This is a genomic window from Pseudomonas benzenivorans, from assembly GCF_024397895.1.
Classification (GTDB): Bacteria; Pseudomonadota; Gammaproteobacteria; order Pseudomonadales; family Pseudomonadaceae; genus Aquipseudomonas; species Aquipseudomonas benzenivorans_A.
The window spans coordinates 3,399,215-3,414,466 of record NZ_CP073346.1 but is presented as its reverse complement, the minus strand read 5'-3'; the positions used below and the strand labels follow the sequence as shown (position 1 = coordinate 3,414,466).

Below are 15,252 nucleotides of genomic sequence, written 5' to 3'. Positions count from 1 at the left end.
GCCCCCTCTTTCAACCGCCCAGCTGATTCTCAGGGGATTGCCATATGTTCAGCCGTGAATTGAACCTTGCTCGTTTTGACGCCGAATTGTTTGCCTCGATGGAGCAGGAAGCCCAGCGCCAGGAAGAACACATCGAGCTGATCGCCTCGGAGAACTACACCAGCCCGGCGGTCATGGAAGCCCAGGGCTCGGTGCTGACCAACAAGTACGCCGAAGGCTATCCGGGCAAGCGTTATTACGGCGGTTGCGAGTACGTCGACGTGGTCGAGCAACTGGCCATCGACCGTGCCAAGCAGCTGTTCGGCGCCGATTACGCCAACGTCCAGCCGCACTCCGGCTCCTCGGCCAACAGCGCCGTGTACATGGCCCTGCTCAATGCCGGCGACACCGTACTGGGCATGAGCCTGGCCCACGGCGGCCACCTGACCCACGGCGCCAGCGTCAGCTTCTCCGGCAAGCTGTACAACGCCGTGCAGTACGGCATCGACGGCAATGGCCTGATCGACTACGACGAGGTCGAGCGCCTGGCCGTCGAGCACAAGCCGAAGATGATCATCGCCGGCTTCTCCGCCTACTCCCAGATCCTCGATTTCCCGCGCTTCCGCGCCATCGCCGACAAGGTCGGCGCCTACCTGTTCGTCGACATGGCCCACGTCGCCGGTCTGGTCGCCGCTGGCCTGTACCCGAACCCGGTGCCCTTCGCCGACGTGGTCACCACCACCACCCACAAGACCCTGCGCGGCCCGCGCGGCGGCCTGATCATCGCGCGCAAGAACGAAGAGCTGGAGAAGAAGCTCAACTCGGCGGTGTTCCCGGGCGGCCAGGGTGGCCCGCTGGAGCACGTGATCGCCGCCAAGGCGGTGTGCTTCAAGGAAGCCCTGCAGCCCGAGTTCAAGGCCTACCAGCAGCAGGTGGTGAAGAACGCCCAGGCCATGGCCGGCGTATTCATCGAGAACGGCTACGACGTGGTCTCCGGCGGCACCCAGAACCACCTGTTCCTGCTCAGCCTGATCAAGCAGGAAATCACCGGTAAGGACGCCGACGCCGCCCTGGGTCGCGCCTTCATCACGGTGAACAAGAACTCGGTGCCCAACGATCCGCGCTCGCCGTTCGTTACCTCCGGTCTGCGCATCGGCACCCCGGCGGTGACCACCCGCGGCTTCCAGGAAGGCGAGTGCCGCCAGCTGGCCGGCTGGATCTGCGAGGTCCTCGCCAACCTGGGCGACGATGCGGTGGAAAGCCGGGTGCGCGAGCAGGTCAAGGCGTTGTGCGCCAAATTCCCGGTCTACGGCAACTAAGCCGCGCCAGGAACACGGAAGCCCGCCAATCGGCGGGCTTTTTCATGGTCGCGAATCGGCACCGATGCCCGGCGCCCGGCAAGAATGCCGAGCCAGTCGCGACGGCCTTGGCTATAGTGGACGCAACCGTCCGGGAGTCTGTAGATGAGTGATACTAGCCAAGAGCGTCGGCGCTTTCAGCGCATTGCCTTCGACGCACCCACCGAGATCGTCCAGGGCGCTCAGCGCTGGTCGGTCGAACTGCACGACCTGTCGCTCAAGGGCCTGCTGGTCCGGCGCCCGGCGGACTGGAACGGCGATGCCGAGCAGCCGTTCGAGGCACGGGTCGATCTGGGCGGCGATATCCGCGTGCGCATGGAAGTGCTGCTGACCCGCACCCAGGATGAGCTGCTGGGTTTCAGCTGTCGGCACATCGACCTCGACTCGATCAGCCACCTGCGCCGCCTGGTCGAACTCAACCTCGGCGACGAAGCCCTGCTGGAACGGGAACTGGCCGCGCTCGGCAGCGACTAGCCAGGGCCTGGCAATCGCGCCGCCATGGGCGGCGCGCCTGCACTCGCCTACTCGAACAAGGCATCCAGCGCCTGCTCCAGGCGCGTCACCGCAATGATCCGCAGCCCCGCCGGGGCCTCCTTGGGCGCGTTGCCCCTGGGCACTATGGCGCGTTTGAAGCCGTGCTTGGCGGCCTCCTTCAGGCGCTCCTGGCCGCTGGGCACAGGTCGGATTTCGCCGGACAGGCCGACCTCGCCGAACACCAGCAGGTCATTGGCCAGCGGCCGGTTGCGCAGGCTGGAGATCACCGCCGCCATCAACGCCAGGTCCGAGGCGGTCTCCAGCACCTTGACCCCGCCAACCACGTTGAGAAACACGTCCTGGTCGTAGGTGGGAATGCCGCCGTGGCGGTGCAGCACCGCCAGCAGCATGGCCAGGCGATTCTGGTCCAGGCCCAGGGTGACCCGCCGGGGGTTGCCCATATGGCTCGTGTCGACCAGCGCCTGCACCTCCACCAGCATCGGCCGGGTGCCCTCCCAGGTGGCCATCACCACGCTGCCCGGCACCTCTTCCTGGGCGCGGGTGAGGAAGATCGCCGAGGGGTTGGTGACCTCCTTCAGACCCTTGTCGGTCATGCCGAACACGCCCAGCTCGTTGATCGCGCCGAAGCGGTTCTTCACCGCGCGCAGCAGGCGCAGGCGGCCGTCGGACTCGCCCTCGAAATACAGCACGGTGTCGACCATGTGCTCGAGCACCCGCGGACCGGCCAGGGCGCCCTCCTTGGTCACGTGGCCGACCAGGAAGATCGCCGTGCCGCTCTGCTTGGCGAAGCGCACCAGCAACGCCGCACTCTCGCGCACCTGGGCGACGCCGCCCGGCGCCGACTGCAGCTGCTCGGTGAAGATGGTCTGGATCGAATCGATCACCATCACCTTGGGTTTTTCCAGCCGAGCGGTGGCGATGATCGCCTCGATGTTGGTTTCGGTCATCACCTTCAGGCGGTCTTCCGGCAGCCCCAGGCGCCGTGCGCGCATGGCCACCTGCTGCTGCGACTCCTCGCCGGTGACGTAGAGCGCCGGGAAGCGCGTGGCGATATTGCACAGGGTCTGCAGCAGGATGGTCGACTTGCCGATGCCGGGATCGCCGCCGATCAACACCACCGAGCCGTCCACCAGGCCGCCGCCGAGCACCCGGTCCAGCTCGCCCGAGGCGGTGGAGAAGCGCGGCATCTCCTCGACGCTGACTTCGGCCAGGGTCTTGATCTGCGCCTGCTGGCCGGCCCAGCCGGTGCGCCCGCTGGGGGTGCTGGCAGTGGACTCCAGCAGGGTCTCCACCAGGGTGTTCCAGGCGCCGCATTCGCCACACTGGCCGGCCCACTTGGGAAAGGTCGCGCCGCACTCGGTGCAGCCGTACATGCGCTTGGCCTTGGCCATCACGGACTCCGTAAGACGAAAGCGCGCATCATAGCCTGTCGCGCCGGCCGAACGGGACGGTCCAGGCGGCTGGCGCAGCAACAACCCGCGACCCGCGCACCGCTCATGCAGGCGCAGGTCGGCAGTTGCCTTGAAAGCATCGGGGAGGAAAACCCTCGAGCGGAGGTAGGAGTCGATCTATACAACGGCGCGCCTGGCAGCCGGTCCCTGCCCGCGCGCCGCCAGTCAGCTGGCGGAGCCGTTCTTCAGCATCGACGCGACTTCGTCCTTCAGGCTGACCCGTTGCATCTTGAGACCCAGCAGCTCCATCTCGTCCATGGCGACCCGGCCGTCTTCTACCTCATAGATGCGCTTGTCCAGCTCTTCGTACTCCTGGGCCAGCCGGGCGAAATGTCCATCAGCCTGTAGCAGGGCGCGCATTTCGTTTTCAAACTGCGGGAACTCACGGCTGAGCGGATGATATTGCAATGGCATGGCGGCATCCTCCGGTTGGGGGCGGTTTTACCCTCAGCCTAGCTCAGCGCCGAAGGCACCGCTTGCCGCGTCCGATCGATGTCACAAGGCGCCACTGTTCTGCCATGGTCCGCCTCTATCGCCCAAGTGCCTTCCATGATCGGCAATCCAGGCTGTTCGGCCTGCTGCGACGGCAAGGGGCCGGATTTCGCCATCAGCATGGCCTTCCACTGAACACCCGGCAGGTCTTCGCCCATGAAGCCCTGGTGCGCGGCGCCGAGGGGGCCTCGGTAAGGCAGATCCTCATCGAGGCTGCGCTGCAGATGTGCCGCAAGCTGGACATCCGGATCATCGCACAAGGCATCGAGACTCAGGGCGAGCTGAACACCCTGCGCGAGACGGGGAGCTGTTGCAGGGCTAGCTGTTCGCCAGACCCGCCTTCGAGTCCCTGCCGGAGATCGACTTCGCCGACTGATCGCTGAGCGGCAACCCCGCGACCGCCGGCTAGACTCAGCCCATCAGCAACCGGCAACGGGTAGAAACATGAGCATACTCAGCGAGTTCAAGGCGTTCGCGGTCAAGGGTAATGTGGTCGACATGGCGGTGGGCATCATCATCGGCGCCGCCTTCAGCAAGATCGTCTCCTCCTTCGTCGCCGACCTGGTGATGCCGCCGCTCGGCGTGGTGATCGGCGGGGTGGACTTCACCGACCTGGCCATCGTGCTCCAGGCCGCGCAGGGCGATGCCGAAGCCGTCACCCTGAGCTACGGCAAGTTCCTGCAGACGGTCTTCGACTTCACCATCGTCGCCTTCGCCATCTTCCTCGCGGTCAGGACCATCAACCGGCTCAAGCGCGAGGAGGAAGCCAAGCCGGAGCAGCCCAAGACGCCGACCGAGGACCAGCAGCTGCTCAGCGAGATCCGCGACCTGCTCAAGGCGCAGCAGAAATAGCCCTTGGGGGCGATGCCCCCTGTGCTTACCAGTAGTTTTCCACCGCCACCTGGCCTGGCCGCCGGGTCAGGCTCAGGTGCAGGCCACGCTGTTTCAACAGCGCCCGCGTGTCGTCGATCATCTGCGGGTTGCCGCAGAGCATCAGCCGGGAGTGTTCGGGACTCAGTTCGACGCCGACGGCCCGCTCCAGCTCGCCGCTTTCGAGCAGGGTGGTGATACGCGCATTCAGGCAGCCCGGGGCCTGCTCGCGGGTCACCAGCGGCAGGTAGGTCAGCCGGTCGGCGTACTCGGCCAGGTGTTCCAGTTGGCCGATGTCCCTGATCAGCGCCTGATAGGCCAGCTCGCTGGCGGTGCGGGCGCTATAGACCAGGATGATGCGCTCGAAGCGTTGCCAGGCCTCGAAGTCCTGCAGCAGCGAGAGGAAGGGCGCCAGACCGGTGCCGCTGGCCAGCAGCCAGAGGTCGCGGCCGTCGATGAAGCGGTCGAGGGTGAGAAAGCCGAAGGCCTGCTTGTCCACCAGCAGGCTGTCACCGGCCTGCAGGCGGCTCAGCTCGGAGGTGAACTCGCCGCCCGGCACGACGATGGAGAAGAACTCGAGGAACTCATCGTGGGGCGCCGAGACCATCGAGTAGGCGCGCCACACCAGCGAACCGTCGGCCTTCTGTACGCCGAGGCGGGCGAACTGCCCGGCGCGAAAACGGAATCCCGGATCGCGCGAGCAACGCAGGCTGAACAGGCTCGGTGACCAGACGTGCACGTCGCTCAGGATCTGGCGGGTGAACTTCTCCTCGCTGACGGTCATGAGGCCGACTCCAGGTCATCGCAGTGCCTTCAGTGTCCCGCAAAGCGCGGGCGATAAACACCCTCGCGCACTGCGGCCATTGCGCCGGCTCAGCGCCGGTTGACGGTCTGCGCCGCGCGCAGCACATCGGCGCCGATCTGCCCCTCGTAACGCTGCCACAGCGGCGCCATCGCCTCACGCCAGGCCGCCGTCTCGGCCGGGCTCAGCTGCACCAGCTCGGCCCGGCCGGCCGCCAGCAGCTGCGCCCGGTCGCGCCGATTGAGTCGCTCGGCGGACTGGCCGACCGCATGGCTGACCTCCTCGATGATCGCCTCCAGCTGCGAGCGGGTGCGAAACGGGATGCTGTTCCAGAAGGTCGAGTTGCTCACCAGCATGTAGTTCAGCGAACCATGGGCGGTCTCGGTGATGAACGGCTGCACGCTGTCCAGGTTCTGGCTGCGAATGTTCGACCAGGGGTTCTCCGCGCCCTGCACCGCACCGCTCTGCAGCGCGGCGAAGGTCTCGGCGAACGGCAGCCGCAGCGCCTGGGCGTCGAGCAGGCCGAACTGGGCCTCCAGCACGTCGGACGGCTGGATGCGGAAGGCCAGGCCTTTGGCGTCCGCCGGCAGGCGCAGCGGGCGGGTGGCGGAGAGCTGCTTCATGCCGTTGTTCCAGAAGGCCAGGCCGTAGATGTTGTGCTGCGCCATGGAACGCAAAAGCTCCTGGCCCTTGTCGCGCTTCTGGAAACGCTTGACCGCCGCCAGGTCATCGAACAGGAACGGCAGGTCGAACACCTGCAGCTGCGGGGTGTACTGACCGAACTTGGACAGCGAGGGCGCCAGCATCTGCACCTCGTTGCTGCGCAGCGCCTCCAGCTCGTCGGCATCGCCGAACAGCGTCGAGTTCGGGTACACCTCGACCCGCACCTCCCCCGCCAGGCGTTCCTCCACCAGCTTCTTGAACAGCAGCGCGCCCTGGCCCTTGGGCGTGTCCTCGGCGACCACATGGGAGAACTTGATGACGATCGGCCCTTGCTCCTGCGCCAGGACGGCGGGAGACGCCAGCAACAGGGCGGAACAGAACAGGGCCAGCAGGGGGTTGAACATCGGCACTTCCTTAATGCAATGGCAGCCCGTGGCACCCGTGCTTGGCAGGGGTCCCATCGGTTCGAGTGATTGTGAGCTGACGGACCGGCTGCACCGGGTGGGCGCGGGATCGTCATGGGCTACCGGGTCGTATCCGCGCGCGGTGCGCGAAGGCCCGGTTATTATTGGCGCGTTGCCAGGGTGACTCGGCGGTAGCGAGTGTGACCGCCCTGCTCAACGGGGGCGGCATTCTTCGGCAAAGCGCCTTTGGGTACAAGGGCGGTTTTGCCGGACCGCTTCTCAGTTTCGAGACTTTTCCCGCGCGGACGTCGACAATGGCGCCGCGGAGTCCCGGCTCCGTCCTTGTCATCCCGCAACCCCGAGTGACCGATGCCCCTATTCACCAGCCCCTTCGCCCAACTCGACCTGATCCGCCAGCCCGACCAGGCCAACGAGCCCTTGCAGGCCTTCGACGCCGCCGACGAATACCTGCTGGCTCACCTGCACGAGCAGGGCCTGGCAGGCGACGCCCGCGTGCTGCTGCTCAACGACAGCTTCGGCGCCCTGGCCGCCAGCCTCGCCGGCCGCGCCCGCGTGACCAGCAGCGGCGATTCCTACCTGGGACAGCTGGGCCTGACGGTCAATCTCTCGCGCAACCAGCTGCCGGCCGACGGGGTGACCTTCGTCCCGGCCAGCCAGTGGGCGGTGGGGCCCTTCGACTGGGTGCTGATCCGCGTGCCCAAGACCCTGGCGCTGCTCGAGGAACAGCTGATCCGCCTGCACGGCCAGCTGGCCCCCGGTGCCAAGGTGGTCGCCGCGGCGATGGTCAAGCACCTGCCGCGCGCCGCCGGCGATCTGCTGGAGAAATACATCGGCCCGGTGCAGGCCTCGCTGGCGGTGAAGAAGGCCCGCCTGCTGCTGGCCACGCCCCAGGCGAAACACGCGCCCGAATCGCCCTACCCGACCCGCTACCGCCTGGAAAAGCCGGCCCTGGAGCTGGTCAACCACGCCAATGTGTTCTGCCGCGAGGGCCTGGACATCGGCACCCGCGCCTTCCTGCCGCACCTGCCCAAACACCTGGGGCGCACCCGCGTGGCGGACCTCGGCTGCGGCAACGGCGTGCTCGGCATCGCCTATGCCCTGGCCAGCCCCCAGGCCGAACTGACCCTGGTCGATGAGTCCTACATGGCGGTGCAGTCGGCCGAGGAGAACTGGCGCGCGGCCCTGGGCGAGCGCCCGGTGACCCTCCGCGCCGGCGATGGCCTGGCCGAGCAGCAGGCCGACTCCCTGGATCTGGTGCTGTGCAACCCGCCCTTTCACCAGCAGCAGGTGGTCGGCGACTTTCTCGCCTGGCGCATGTTCCAGCAGGCCCGCGCCGCGCTGGTCACCGGCGGCGAGCTGTGGATAGTCGGCAACCGCCACCTGGGCTACCACGCCAAACTCAAGCGCCTGTTCCGCGGCGTCGAGCAGGTGGCGGCCAACCCCAAGTTCGTGGTGCTCAAGGCGAGCAAGTAAGCCCGCAGACGGATGATCCGTAGGTTGCGCCGTGCGCACCGGGCAAACCTCATAGGCGCGTGGTGCGCACGGCGCACCCTACCCGATTGTGAACCTGACCTTCAGGGCGCACCCAGCCCCGCGGCGCCCATGAACAGGCGCAGCAGCCCGGCCACCGCGCCGAGCGCCAGCACGCTGGCGGCCCAGATCAGCGCCAGCCAGGCCAGGCGCTGCCACAGCGGTTTCTTCTCCTGCGTTCCGCTCATTGCCCTGCCCTCAGTGGTAGCCCTGATCCTCGGTCACCTTGCCGCGGAACACGTAGTAGCTCCAGGCCGTGTACATCAGGATAAAGGGGATGATGAACAGCGCGCCGACCAGGATGAAACCCTGGCTCTGCGGCGGCGAGGCGGCGTCCCAGATGCTCACCGAAGGCGGAATGATGTTCGGCCACAGGCTGATGCCCAGGCCGCTGTAACCGAGGAAGATCAGCGTCAGGGTCAGCAGGAACGGTGAGTAGTTGGCGTTGCGCGCCACCGCCCGCAGCAGCGCCCAGGTGCAGACGACGACCAACACGGGCACCGGCATGAACCAGAACAGGTTGGGCAGGCTGAACCAGCGCTCGGCGATCTCGGCATGGGCCAGGGGCGTCCACAGGCTGACGATGCCGGTCACCGCCAGCAGGACGAACACCAGCGGCCTCGCCAGGTCGTGCATTTGCTGCTGCAGGCGGCCTTCGGTCTTCATGATCAACCAGGTGCAGCCGAGCAGGGCGTAGGCGGCGATCAGCGCCAGCCCGCAGAACAGCGAGAACGGCGTGAGCCAGTCCAGGGCGCCGCCTGCATAGGCCCGGTCCACCACCTCGAAGCCGTCGATATAGGCGCCCAGGGCCACGCCCTGGAAGAAGGTCGCGGTCAGCGAGCCGCCGATAAAGGCCTTGTCCCAGATGTGCCGCTTGGCGGCCTTGGCCTTGAAACGGAACTCGAAGGCCACGCCGCGGAAGATCAGCCCCAGCAGCATCAGGATCAGCGGCAGGTACAGGGCGCTGAGGACCACCGCATAGGCCAGCGGGAAGGCACCGAACAGCGCCGCGCCGCCGAGCACCAGCCAGGTCTCGTTGCCGTCCCACACCGGCGCCACGGTGTTCATCATCACATCGCGCTCGCCCTCGCTGGCGACGAAGGGAAAGAGGATGCCTATCCCTAAGTCGAAGCCGTCCATGACCACGTACATCATCACCCCGAAGGCGATGATCACCGCCCAGATCAGCGAAAGATCGATACCCATGTTCAGGCCCTCCCGCCCGGCAGATCGGTTTCCAGCTCATCCAGCCCTTCGTCCGCCGCCGACAGCGGCCGCGACGGCGTGTGCTGCTGACCGGGGCCGCCATGGGCCACTTCCTTGCCCTCGTCGGTGACCGGGCCCTTGCGCACCAGGCGCATCATGTAGCCCAGGCCCGCGCCGAACAGGGCGAAATACACCACCACGAACAGCGCCAGGGTCAGGCTCATCTGCGCGAAACTGTGGCCGGAGGAGGCATCGGCGGTGCGCATCAGGCCGTGCACCACCCAGGGCTGGCGGCCGACCTCGGTGGTGAACCAGCCGGCGAGGATGGCGATGATCCCCGAGGGTCCCATCCATACCGCCAGGTGCAGGAACGCGCGGTTGCGGTAGAGCGCGCCGCGCTTGCGCAGCCACAGGCTCCACAGGCCGGTGAGAATCATCAGCAGCCCCAGGGCGACCATGATGCGGAAGGTCCAGAACACCACCGTGGAGTTGGGCCGGTCTTCCGGCGGAAAGTCCTTCAGCGCCGGTACCTGCCGGTCCAGGCTGTGGGTGAGGATCAGGCTGCCCAGGGCGGGAATTTCCAGCTTGAAGCGGGTCTGCTCGGCCTCCATGTCCGGCCAGCCGAACAGGATCAGCGGGGTCGGCTCGCCGCTGCTGTTGTCCCAGTGGCCCTCCATCGCGGCGATCTTCGCCGGCTGGTACTTGAGGGTGTTGAGGCCATGCAGGTCGCCGATGAAAGCCTGAATGGGCGCCACGATCAGGGCCATCCACATGGCCATCGACAGCATCTTGCGGATCGCCGGATTGTCGCGCCCGCGCAGCAGGTGCCAGGCCGCCGAGGCGCCGACGAAGAAGGCGGTGGCGAGGAAGGCCGCGGTGGCCATGTGGGCCAGGCGATAGGGGAACGAGGGGTTGAACACCACCGCCAGCCAGTCCACCGGAATCACCCGACCGTCGACGATCTCGAAGCCCTGGGGGGTGTGCATCCAGCTGTTGGAGGCGAGTATCCAGAAGGTCGAGATCAGGGTGCCGATCGCCACCATCACCGTGGAGAAGAAATGCAGGCCGGGGCCGACCCGGTTCCAGCCGAACAGCATGACGCCGAGGAACCCCGCCTCGAGGAAGAACGCGGTGAGCACCTCGTAGGTCAGCAGCGGCCCGGTGACCGCCCCGGCGAAGTCGGAGAAGGCGCTCCAGTTGGTGCCGAACTGGTAGGCCATGACCAGCCCGGAGACCACGCCCATGCCGAAGTTGACCGCGAAGATCTTCGCCCAGAAGTGGTAGAGGTCGCGGTAGACCTCCTCGCCGCTCTTCAACCACAGCCCTTCGAGCACCGCCAGGTAACTGGCCAGGCCGATGGTGATGGCCGGGAAGATGATGTGGAAGGAGATGGTGAAGGCGAACTGGATGCGGGCGAGATCGAGCGCCTCGAGGCCAAACATGGAAGGTTCTCCATCGGGTGAGTCGGCGCACGAGCCCGTGCGAGTGCGCAACCGTTATTAAGCTGGATCAGGCACTGACTAAAGAGTACTCGCCGGCCAGGCGCCGACCGCTGTGGTTATTTGTCGCGCGACGGGCCGTCGCCTCGTCCGCTGCTTCTGCACCACCAGCGCCCGTTCAGCGCCCTCTGGCTGGCGCGGTTTCCCATCGAGCACCAAGTGGTGCCGGACCCTATTCATGGCGGTGACAGTGTTCAGCGGGGCGACCATCGCCTTCGGCCTGTCCACCTCGTTCTGGCTCAGCCTGGCGGTACTGGTGGTGCTCGGCGGTATAGGCTTGAGGAGCCGGCCGAGGCGCCGTTCTCTCAGTGCATCAGGCGCGGATCGGCGCTCAGCCGCTGGTAGAGAAATTCGCCCAATGCGCGGATGCGCGCCACCCGCCGCAGGTCCGGATGGGTCAGCACCCAGACCTGGGTATCCAGCGCCGGGTCAGGCTCGGCCAGGCGCACCAGCTCGCCATGGGCCTCGGCCAGGGGACAGAGCAGCAGGCCGACGCCCATGCCCAGGCGCACGCAGTCGACCATGCCCACCAGGCTGTCGCTGCGCGCCACCACCTGCTCATCGGCCACCCGCGCGGCCAGCCAGGCAGCCTGTTCCAGGTGCGCCAGGCTCTCGTCGGGGGCCACCCACAGGTGTTCACTCAGCGGCAGCGACGCCGGCCGCCCGGCCAGGTAGGCGGACGAGGCATAGAGCGCCGCCTGGATACGCCCCACGCAGCGACCGAGCAGGTTTTCCGGCGGCCGGTTGGTGCCGCGCACCGCCATGTCGGCCTCGCGCTGGGTCAGGCGGAGGAAGCTGTTGTTGATCACCAGCTGCAGCTGGACCCCCGGATGCTGTTCACGGAACTCGGCCAGCAACGGGGTCAGCAGGCCGGCGAACAGGGTGTCGGTGGAGGTCAGGCGGATGCTGCCGCGAATCTGCAGGTCCTGCCCCAGCAGCTGGCGCTCGGCCCGCTCGATCTGCTCGCCGACACCGGCCAGCTGGCTGCCCAGCGCCTCGCCCGCCGCGGTCAGTTCGTAGCCCCCGGGCAGGCGCTGGAACAGGGCGACGCCGAGCCGCTCCTCCAGGCGCTGCAGGCGCCGCAGCACGGTGCTGTGGTTGACCCGCAGGGTGCGCGACGCCCGGCTGATCGAGCCGCCGTGGGCGACGGCGAGGAAGTACTGCAGGTCGCTCCAGTCCATCTCTGCAAATCCGCATAATGATTTTGCGGATATTGAGAATTTATCCGCTGATTTGCAAAGCATAGCCTGGACTCACGGCACCTCAGCCAACAGACCGGAGTTCCGATCATGCCCAGCCTCGACCTGCCCTATGCCCCCGCCGCCGCGCGCCTGCTGCTGCGCATCGGCCTGGCCGCCATGTGGATCAGCCACGGCCTGCTCCTAAAGCTGCTGACCTTCGGCGTCGACGGCCTCGGCAGCTGGCTGAGCGGAATCGGCCTGCCGTCCGCCCTGGCCCTGCCGCTGATCGTCGCCGAAAGCCTCGGCGGCCTGCTGATCCTGCTCGGTCTCTACGGCCGCTGGGTATCCCTGGCGCTGCTGCCGATCCTGCTCGGCGCGCTGCTGATCCATGCCGGCAACGGCTGGGTGTTCAGCAACCCCAACGGCGGCTGGGAATACCCGCTGTTCCTCGCCGCCATGTCCCTGGTCCACATCCTGCTCGGCGACGGCCCGCTGGCCCTGAAAGCCGAAGGAGCCACCCCATGAACACATCCCTGGAGTTGATCAGTCACCCGCTGTGCCCCTACGTGCAGCGGGCGGCCATCGTGCTGGCGGAGAAAGGCGTGGCCTTCCGTCGCCGCGACGTCGACCTGAGCGACAAGCCGGCCTGGTTCCTCGCCCTGTCGCCGCTGGGTAAGGTGCCGCTGCTGCGCAGCGAACGCGGCGTGCTGTTCGAGTCGGCGGTGATCGCCGAGTACCTCGACGAGACCCTGGCGCCGCGCCTGCACCCGGAAGACGCCTTCGAACGCGCCCGCCACCGCGCCGGGATCGAGTTCGCCTCGGCGGTGCTCAACGACGTCGCGCGCTTCTACAACGCCGCCGACGCGGCCCAGCTGGACGCCCAGCACCAGACCCTGCGCCGGCGCTTCGAACAGCTGGAGGACGCACTGGGCGAAGGCCCCTGGTTCGCCGGCACGGCCTTTTCCCTGGTGGACGCGGCCTTCGCCCCGGTGTTCCGCTACTGGCAGGTGTTCGAGCGCATCGCCGACTTCGCCACCTTCGCCGGCCTGGACAAGGTCGAACGCTGGCGCCTGGCGCTGGCCCAGCGGCCTTCGGTGCGCGGCGCGGCGCCGGCGGACTATGGGCAGCGCCTGCGGCAGTTCATCGCCCGCCGCGACAGCCACCTGGCGGCCCTGCTCGCCCAACCCGCCGCGGACTCGGCCGACCGCGCCTTGGACAGGACGCCGGCCTAGGACGCCAGCATCGCCTCGGCCACCTGAAGGCGCGTGCCACGCCCGCGCAGCTGCTCGACCAGGGTCAGGGCAAAGGCCAGGGCGGTGCCCGGTCCCTGGCTGGTGATGCAGTTGCCGTCGACCACCACCGGCTCGTCGACGAAGCTGCAGCCGGACAGGCGATCGCTGAAGCTGGGGTAGCAGGTCATGCGCCGCTGCCTGAGCACGCCGAAGGGCTGCAGGGCCACGGCCGGCGCCGCGCAGATGGCGGCGTAGAACTTGCCGGCCTTGGCCTGCTGGCGCACCCGCTCGGCCAGCGGCTCGTGCTCGCCCAGGCGCTGGGCGCCCGGCATGCCGCCGGGCAGCACGATCAGGTCGAAGTCCTGGGCCAGCACGTCGACCAGCATGGCGTCGGCGGTCAGGCGCGTGCCGCGGGCACAGGTGATCATCCGCCGGTTCTCGACGCTGGCCACCACCACCTCGATCTCGGCGCGGCGCAGCACGTCGATCAGGGTCACGCATTCGAGGTCTTCGACACCATCGGCTACGGTGATTACGGCGCGTGTGCTCATGCTGTTCTCCTCGACAGGAAAGGGAATCTTGCTGACCTTCCGGTCACAAATTCACCGACTAAAGCCTAGCTGATATGATGCGCGCCTTTTCCGAATTGCCCGCAGAAACTGCCGTCTCCGCACGGATGTGCTTTGCTTGCGATTCGCATATCAACGGCGCCATCAGCGCCCCAGGGAGACGCCATGCTGGAACGCTTATTCCAACTCAAAGCGCACAACACCACGGTGCGCACCGAGATCCTCGCCGGTCTCACCACCTTCCTGACCATGGCCTACATCCTCTTCGTCAACCCCAGCATCCTCGCCGAGACCGGCATGGACCGCGGCGCGGTGTTCGTCGCCACCTGCCTGGCCGCCGCCATCGGTTCGGCGATCATGGGCCTGCTGGCCAACTACCCGATCGCCCTCGCGCCGGGCATGGGCCTCAACGCCTTCTTCACCTATACCGTGGTGCTGACCATGGGCCATACCTGGCAGGTGGCGCTGGGCGCGGTGTTCCTCTCCGGGGTGATCTTCTTCCTGCTGTCGATCTTCAAGGTCCGCGAATGGATCATCAACAGCATCCCCCTGGCCCTGCGTGCCGGCATCGCCGCCGGTATCGGCCTGTTCCTGGCGATCATCGCCCTGAAGAACGCCGGCATCGTCATCGACCACCCTGCCACCCTGGTGACCCTCGGCGACATGACCGCAGGCGGGCCGCTGCTGGCCTGCCTGGGCTTCTTCATCATCGCCGCCCTGGCCCACCGCCGGGTCACTGGCGCGGTGATGATCGGCATCCTGCTGATTACCGGCCTGTCCATCGTCCTCGGCCTGTCGCAGCTGGACGCCGTGGTGTCCATGCCGCCCCCGGTGATGCCGACCCTGCTGCAGCTGGACATCATGGGCGCCCTGGATATCGGCCTGCTCAGCGTGATCTTCGCCTTCCTCTTCGTCGACCTCTTCGACACCTCCGGCACCCTGGTCGGCGTGGCCCAGAAGGCCGACCTGCTGGACAAGGACGGCAAGATGCCGCGCCTGGGCCGCGCCCTGCTGGCCGACAGCACCGCGACCATGGCCGGCGCGGCCCTGGGCACCAGCACCACCACCAGCTACATCGAGTCGGCGGCCGGCATCAGCGCCGGCGGGCGCACCGGCCTGACCGCCTGCGTGGTCGCCCTGCTGTTCCTCCTCAGCCTGTTCTTCGCCCCCCTGGCCGGCGCCGTGCCGGCCTACGCCACCGCCCCGGCGCTGCTGTTCGTCGCGGTGCTGATGATGAGCAGCCTGGCGCAGATCGACTGGGACGACCTGACCGTCGCCGCGCCGGTGGCGGCGGCCGCCCTGGCCATGCCGCTGACCTTCTCCATCGCCAACGGCATCGCCTTCGGCTTCATCACCTGGACCCTGGTCAAGGTCCTGGCCGGCCGCTGGCGCGACCTCAACCCGGCGCTGGTGATACTCTCGGCGCTGTTCGTGATCAAGCTGGGCTTCTTCGCCTGACACCGTCCAGCCAGTCCTCCAGGAGCGGGCCGGTCCCGCTCC

General features: G+C 67.4%; 17 protein-coding genes. 7 read left to right on the top strand and 10 right to left on the bottom strand.

Annotated features, from left to right (window positions below; genetic code table 11):
• The first annotated feature begins 44 nt into the window (after nt 1–44).
• A complete protein-coding gene (glyA, locus tag KDW96_RS16050; protein ID WP_255837227.1) occupies nt 45–1,298 on the top strand; it encodes a serine hydroxymethyltransferase in 1,254 nt (417 codons plus the stop codon).
• A 144-nt stretch (nt 1,299–1,442) separates the two neighbouring features.
• On the top strand, nt 1,443–1,811 hold the full coding sequence (locus KDW96_RS16045) for a PilZ domain-containing protein (protein WP_255837226.1): 369 nt from the start codon (nt 1,443–1,445) through the stop codon (nt 1,809–1,811).
• A 47-nt stretch (nt 1,812–1,858) separates the two neighbouring features.
• Here the strand turns inward: KDW96_RS16045 and radA are convergent, their stop codons facing one another.
• The 3 genes from radA to KDW96_RS16030 all read right to left on the bottom strand — a co-directional run bounded on the left by radA (nt 1,859) and on the right by KDW96_RS16030 (nt 4,035).
• Nucleotides 1,859–3,223 carry a DNA repair protein RadA gene (gene radA / locus KDW96_RS16040; protein ID WP_255837225.1) on the bottom strand — a complete coding sequence of 455 codons (1,365 nt, stop codon included), beginning with the start codon at nt 3,221–3,223 and terminating at the stop codon, nt 1,859–1,861.
• Nucleotides 3,224–3,448: 225 nt separating this feature from the next.
• Nucleotides 3,449–3,697 (bottom strand): HP1242/YdcH family protein, encoded by a 249-nt coding sequence (locus tag KDW96_RS16035; protein ID WP_255837224.1) that lies wholly within the window; start codon nt 3,695–3,697, stop codon nt 3,449–3,451.
• 38 nt (nt 3,698–3,735) lie between these two features.
• Nucleotides 3,736–4,035: a hypothetical protein gene (locus KDW96_RS16030; protein WP_255837223.1), complete on the bottom strand. Its 300-nt coding sequence runs from the start codon at nt 4,033–4,035 to the stop codon at nt 3,736–3,738.
• Nucleotides 4,036–4,219: 184 nt separating this feature from the next.
• On the opposite strand from KDW96_RS16030, the gene mscL reads away from it, so the two are divergent.
• Nucleotides 4,220–4,627, top strand: a complete 408-nt coding sequence (mscL, locus tag KDW96_RS16025) for a large-conductance mechanosensitive channel protein MscL (protein WP_255837222.1) — start codon at nt 4,220–4,222, stop codon at nt 4,625–4,627.
• 25 nt (nt 4,628–4,652) lie between these two features.
• Here mscL and KDW96_RS16020 read toward each other — a convergent pair whose 3' ends face one another.
• Both KDW96_RS16020 and KDW96_RS16015 read right to left on the bottom strand, forming a co-directional pair.
• The gene (locus KDW96_RS16020; RefSeq protein WP_255837221.1) at nt 4,653–5,429 is read right to left on the bottom strand and encodes a ferredoxin--NADP reductase; all 777 of its coding nucleotides are present in this window, start codon (nt 5,427–5,429) and stop codon (nt 4,653–4,655) included.
• Nucleotides 5,430–5,518: 89 nt separating this feature from the next.
• The gene (locus KDW96_RS16015; RefSeq protein WP_255837220.1) at nt 5,519–6,514 is read right to left on the bottom strand and encodes a TRAP transporter substrate-binding protein; all 996 of its coding nucleotides are present in this window, start codon (nt 6,512–6,514) and stop codon (nt 5,519–5,521) included.
• A gap of 369 nt (nt 6,515–6,883) precedes the next feature.
• Here KDW96_RS16015 and KDW96_RS16010 point away from each other — a divergent pair, with 369 nt between their 5' ends.
• A complete protein-coding gene (locus KDW96_RS16010) occupies nt 6,884–8,008 on the top strand; it encodes a methyltransferase (RefSeq protein ID WP_255837219.1) in 1,125 nt (374 codons plus the stop codon).
• A gap of 101 nt (nt 8,009–8,109) precedes the next feature.
• On the opposite strand, the gene KDW96_RS16005 is transcribed toward KDW96_RS16010, so the two are convergent.
• The 4 genes from KDW96_RS16005 to KDW96_RS15985 form a co-directional block, all read right to left on the bottom strand.
• On the bottom strand, nt 8,110–8,253 hold the full coding sequence (locus tag KDW96_RS16005) for a DUF2474 domain-containing protein (protein ID WP_255837218.1): 144 nt from the start codon (nt 8,251–8,253) through the stop codon (nt 8,110–8,112).
• A 10-nt stretch (nt 8,254–8,263) separates the two neighbouring features.
• On the bottom strand, nt 8,264–9,271 hold the full coding sequence (gene cydB, locus KDW96_RS16000) for a cytochrome d ubiquinol oxidase subunit II (RefSeq protein WP_255837217.1): 1,008 nt from the start codon (nt 9,269–9,271) through the stop codon (nt 8,264–8,266).
• Nucleotides 9,272–9,273: 2 nt separating this feature from the next.
• On the bottom strand, nt 9,274–10,713 hold the full coding sequence (locus tag KDW96_RS15995) for a cytochrome ubiquinol oxidase subunit I (RefSeq protein WP_255837216.1): 1,440 nt from the start codon (nt 10,711–10,713) through the stop codon (nt 9,274–9,276).
• A 362-nt stretch (nt 10,714–11,075) separates the two neighbouring features.
• Nucleotides 11,076–11,951, bottom strand: coding sequence for a LysR family transcriptional regulator (locus tag KDW96_RS15985; protein WP_255837215.1), 876 nt, complete (start codon nt 11,949–11,951; stop codon nt 11,076–11,078).
• A 108-nt stretch (nt 11,952–12,059) separates the two neighbouring features.
• Between KDW96_RS15985 and KDW96_RS15980 the strand changes: the two genes are divergently transcribed.
• Both KDW96_RS15980 and KDW96_RS15975 read left to right on the top strand, forming a co-directional pair.
• A complete protein-coding gene (locus KDW96_RS15980; protein WP_255837214.1) occupies nt 12,060–12,476 on the top strand; it encodes a DoxX family membrane protein in 417 nt (138 codons plus the stop codon).
• On the top strand, nt 12,473–13,183 hold the full coding sequence (locus KDW96_RS15975) for a glutathione S-transferase family protein (protein WP_255837213.1): 711 nt from the start codon (nt 12,473–12,475) through the stop codon (nt 13,181–13,183). The genes KDW96_RS15980 and KDW96_RS15975 overlap by 4 nt, the downstream gene beginning before the upstream one ends.
• On the opposite strand, the gene KDW96_RS15970 is transcribed toward KDW96_RS15975, so the two are convergent.
• Nucleotides 13,180–13,734, bottom strand: coding sequence for a DJ-1 family glyoxalase III (locus KDW96_RS15970; RefSeq protein ID WP_255837212.1), 555 nt, complete (start codon nt 13,732–13,734; stop codon nt 13,180–13,182). The two genes, KDW96_RS15975 and KDW96_RS15970, sit on opposite strands and share 4 nt — an antisense overlap.
• A gap of 183 nt (nt 13,735–13,917) precedes the next feature.
• Between KDW96_RS15970 and KDW96_RS15965 the strand changes: the two genes are divergently transcribed.
• The gene (locus KDW96_RS15965) at nt 13,918–15,210 is read left to right on the top strand and encodes an NCS2 family permease (protein WP_255837211.1); all 1,293 of its coding nucleotides are present in this window, start codon (nt 13,918–13,920) and stop codon (nt 15,208–15,210) included.
• The last annotated feature ends 42 nt before the right edge of the window (nt 15,211–15,252 follow it).

What these genes read in the sequence shown, in the direction of transcription:
- glyA (WP_255837227.1), top strand. Translation starts at nt 45, where the DNA reads ATGTTCAGCCGTGAATTGAACCTTGCTCGTTTTGACGCCGAATTGTTT.
- KDW96_RS16045 (WP_255837226.1), top strand. Translation starts at nt 1,443, where the DNA reads ATGAGTGATACTAGCCAAGAGCGTCGGCGCTTTCAGCGCATTGCCTTC.
- radA (WP_255837225.1), bottom strand. Translation starts at nt 3,223, where the DNA reads ATGGCCAAGGCCAAGCGCATGTACGGCTGCACCGAGTGCGGCGCGACC.
- KDW96_RS16035 (WP_255837224.1), bottom strand. Translation starts at nt 3,697, where the DNA reads ATGCCATTGCAATATCATCCGCTCAGCCGTGAGTTCCCGCAGTTTGAA.
- mscL (WP_255837222.1), top strand. Translation starts at nt 4,220, where the DNA reads ATGAGCATACTCAGCGAGTTCAAGGCGTTCGCGGTCAAGGGTAATGTG.
- KDW96_RS16020 (WP_255837221.1), bottom strand. Translation starts at nt 5,429, where the DNA reads ATGACCGTCAGCGAGGAGAAGTTCACCCGCCAGATCCTGAGCGACGTG.
- KDW96_RS16015 (WP_255837220.1), bottom strand. Translation starts at nt 6,514, where the DNA reads ATGTTCAACCCCCTGCTGGCCCTGTTCTGTTCCGCCCTGTTGCTGGCG.
- KDW96_RS16010 (WP_255837219.1), top strand. Translation starts at nt 6,884, where the DNA reads ATGCCCCTATTCACCAGCCCCTTCGCCCAACTCGACCTGATCCGCCAG.
- KDW96_RS16005 (WP_255837218.1), bottom strand. Translation starts at nt 8,253, where the DNA reads ATGAGCGGAACGCAGGAGAAGAAACCGCTGTGGCAGCGCCTGGCCTGG.
- cydB (WP_255837217.1), bottom strand. Translation starts at nt 9,271, where the DNA reads ATGGGTATCGATCTTTCGCTGATCTGGGCGGTGATCATCGCCTTCGGG.
- KDW96_RS15995 (WP_255837216.1), bottom strand. Translation starts at nt 10,713, where the DNA reads ATGTTTGGCCTCGAGGCGCTCGATCTCGCCCGCATCCAGTTCGCCTTC.
- KDW96_RS15985 (WP_255837215.1), bottom strand. Translation starts at nt 11,951, where the DNA reads ATGGACTGGAGCGACCTGCAGTACTTCCTCGCCGTCGCCCACGGCGGC.
- KDW96_RS15980 (WP_255837214.1), top strand. Translation starts at nt 12,060, where the DNA reads ATGCCCAGCCTCGACCTGCCCTATGCCCCCGCCGCCGCGCGCCTGCTG.
- KDW96_RS15975 (WP_255837213.1), top strand. Translation starts at nt 12,473, where the DNA reads ATGAACACATCCCTGGAGTTGATCAGTCACCCGCTGTGCCCCTACGTG.
- KDW96_RS15970 (WP_255837212.1), bottom strand. Translation starts at nt 13,734, where the DNA reads ATGAGCACACGCGCCGTAATCACCGTAGCCGATGGTGTCGAAGACCTC.
- KDW96_RS15965 (WP_255837211.1), top strand. Translation starts at nt 13,918, where the DNA reads ATGCTGGAACGCTTATTCCAACTCAAAGCGCACAACACCACGGTGCGC.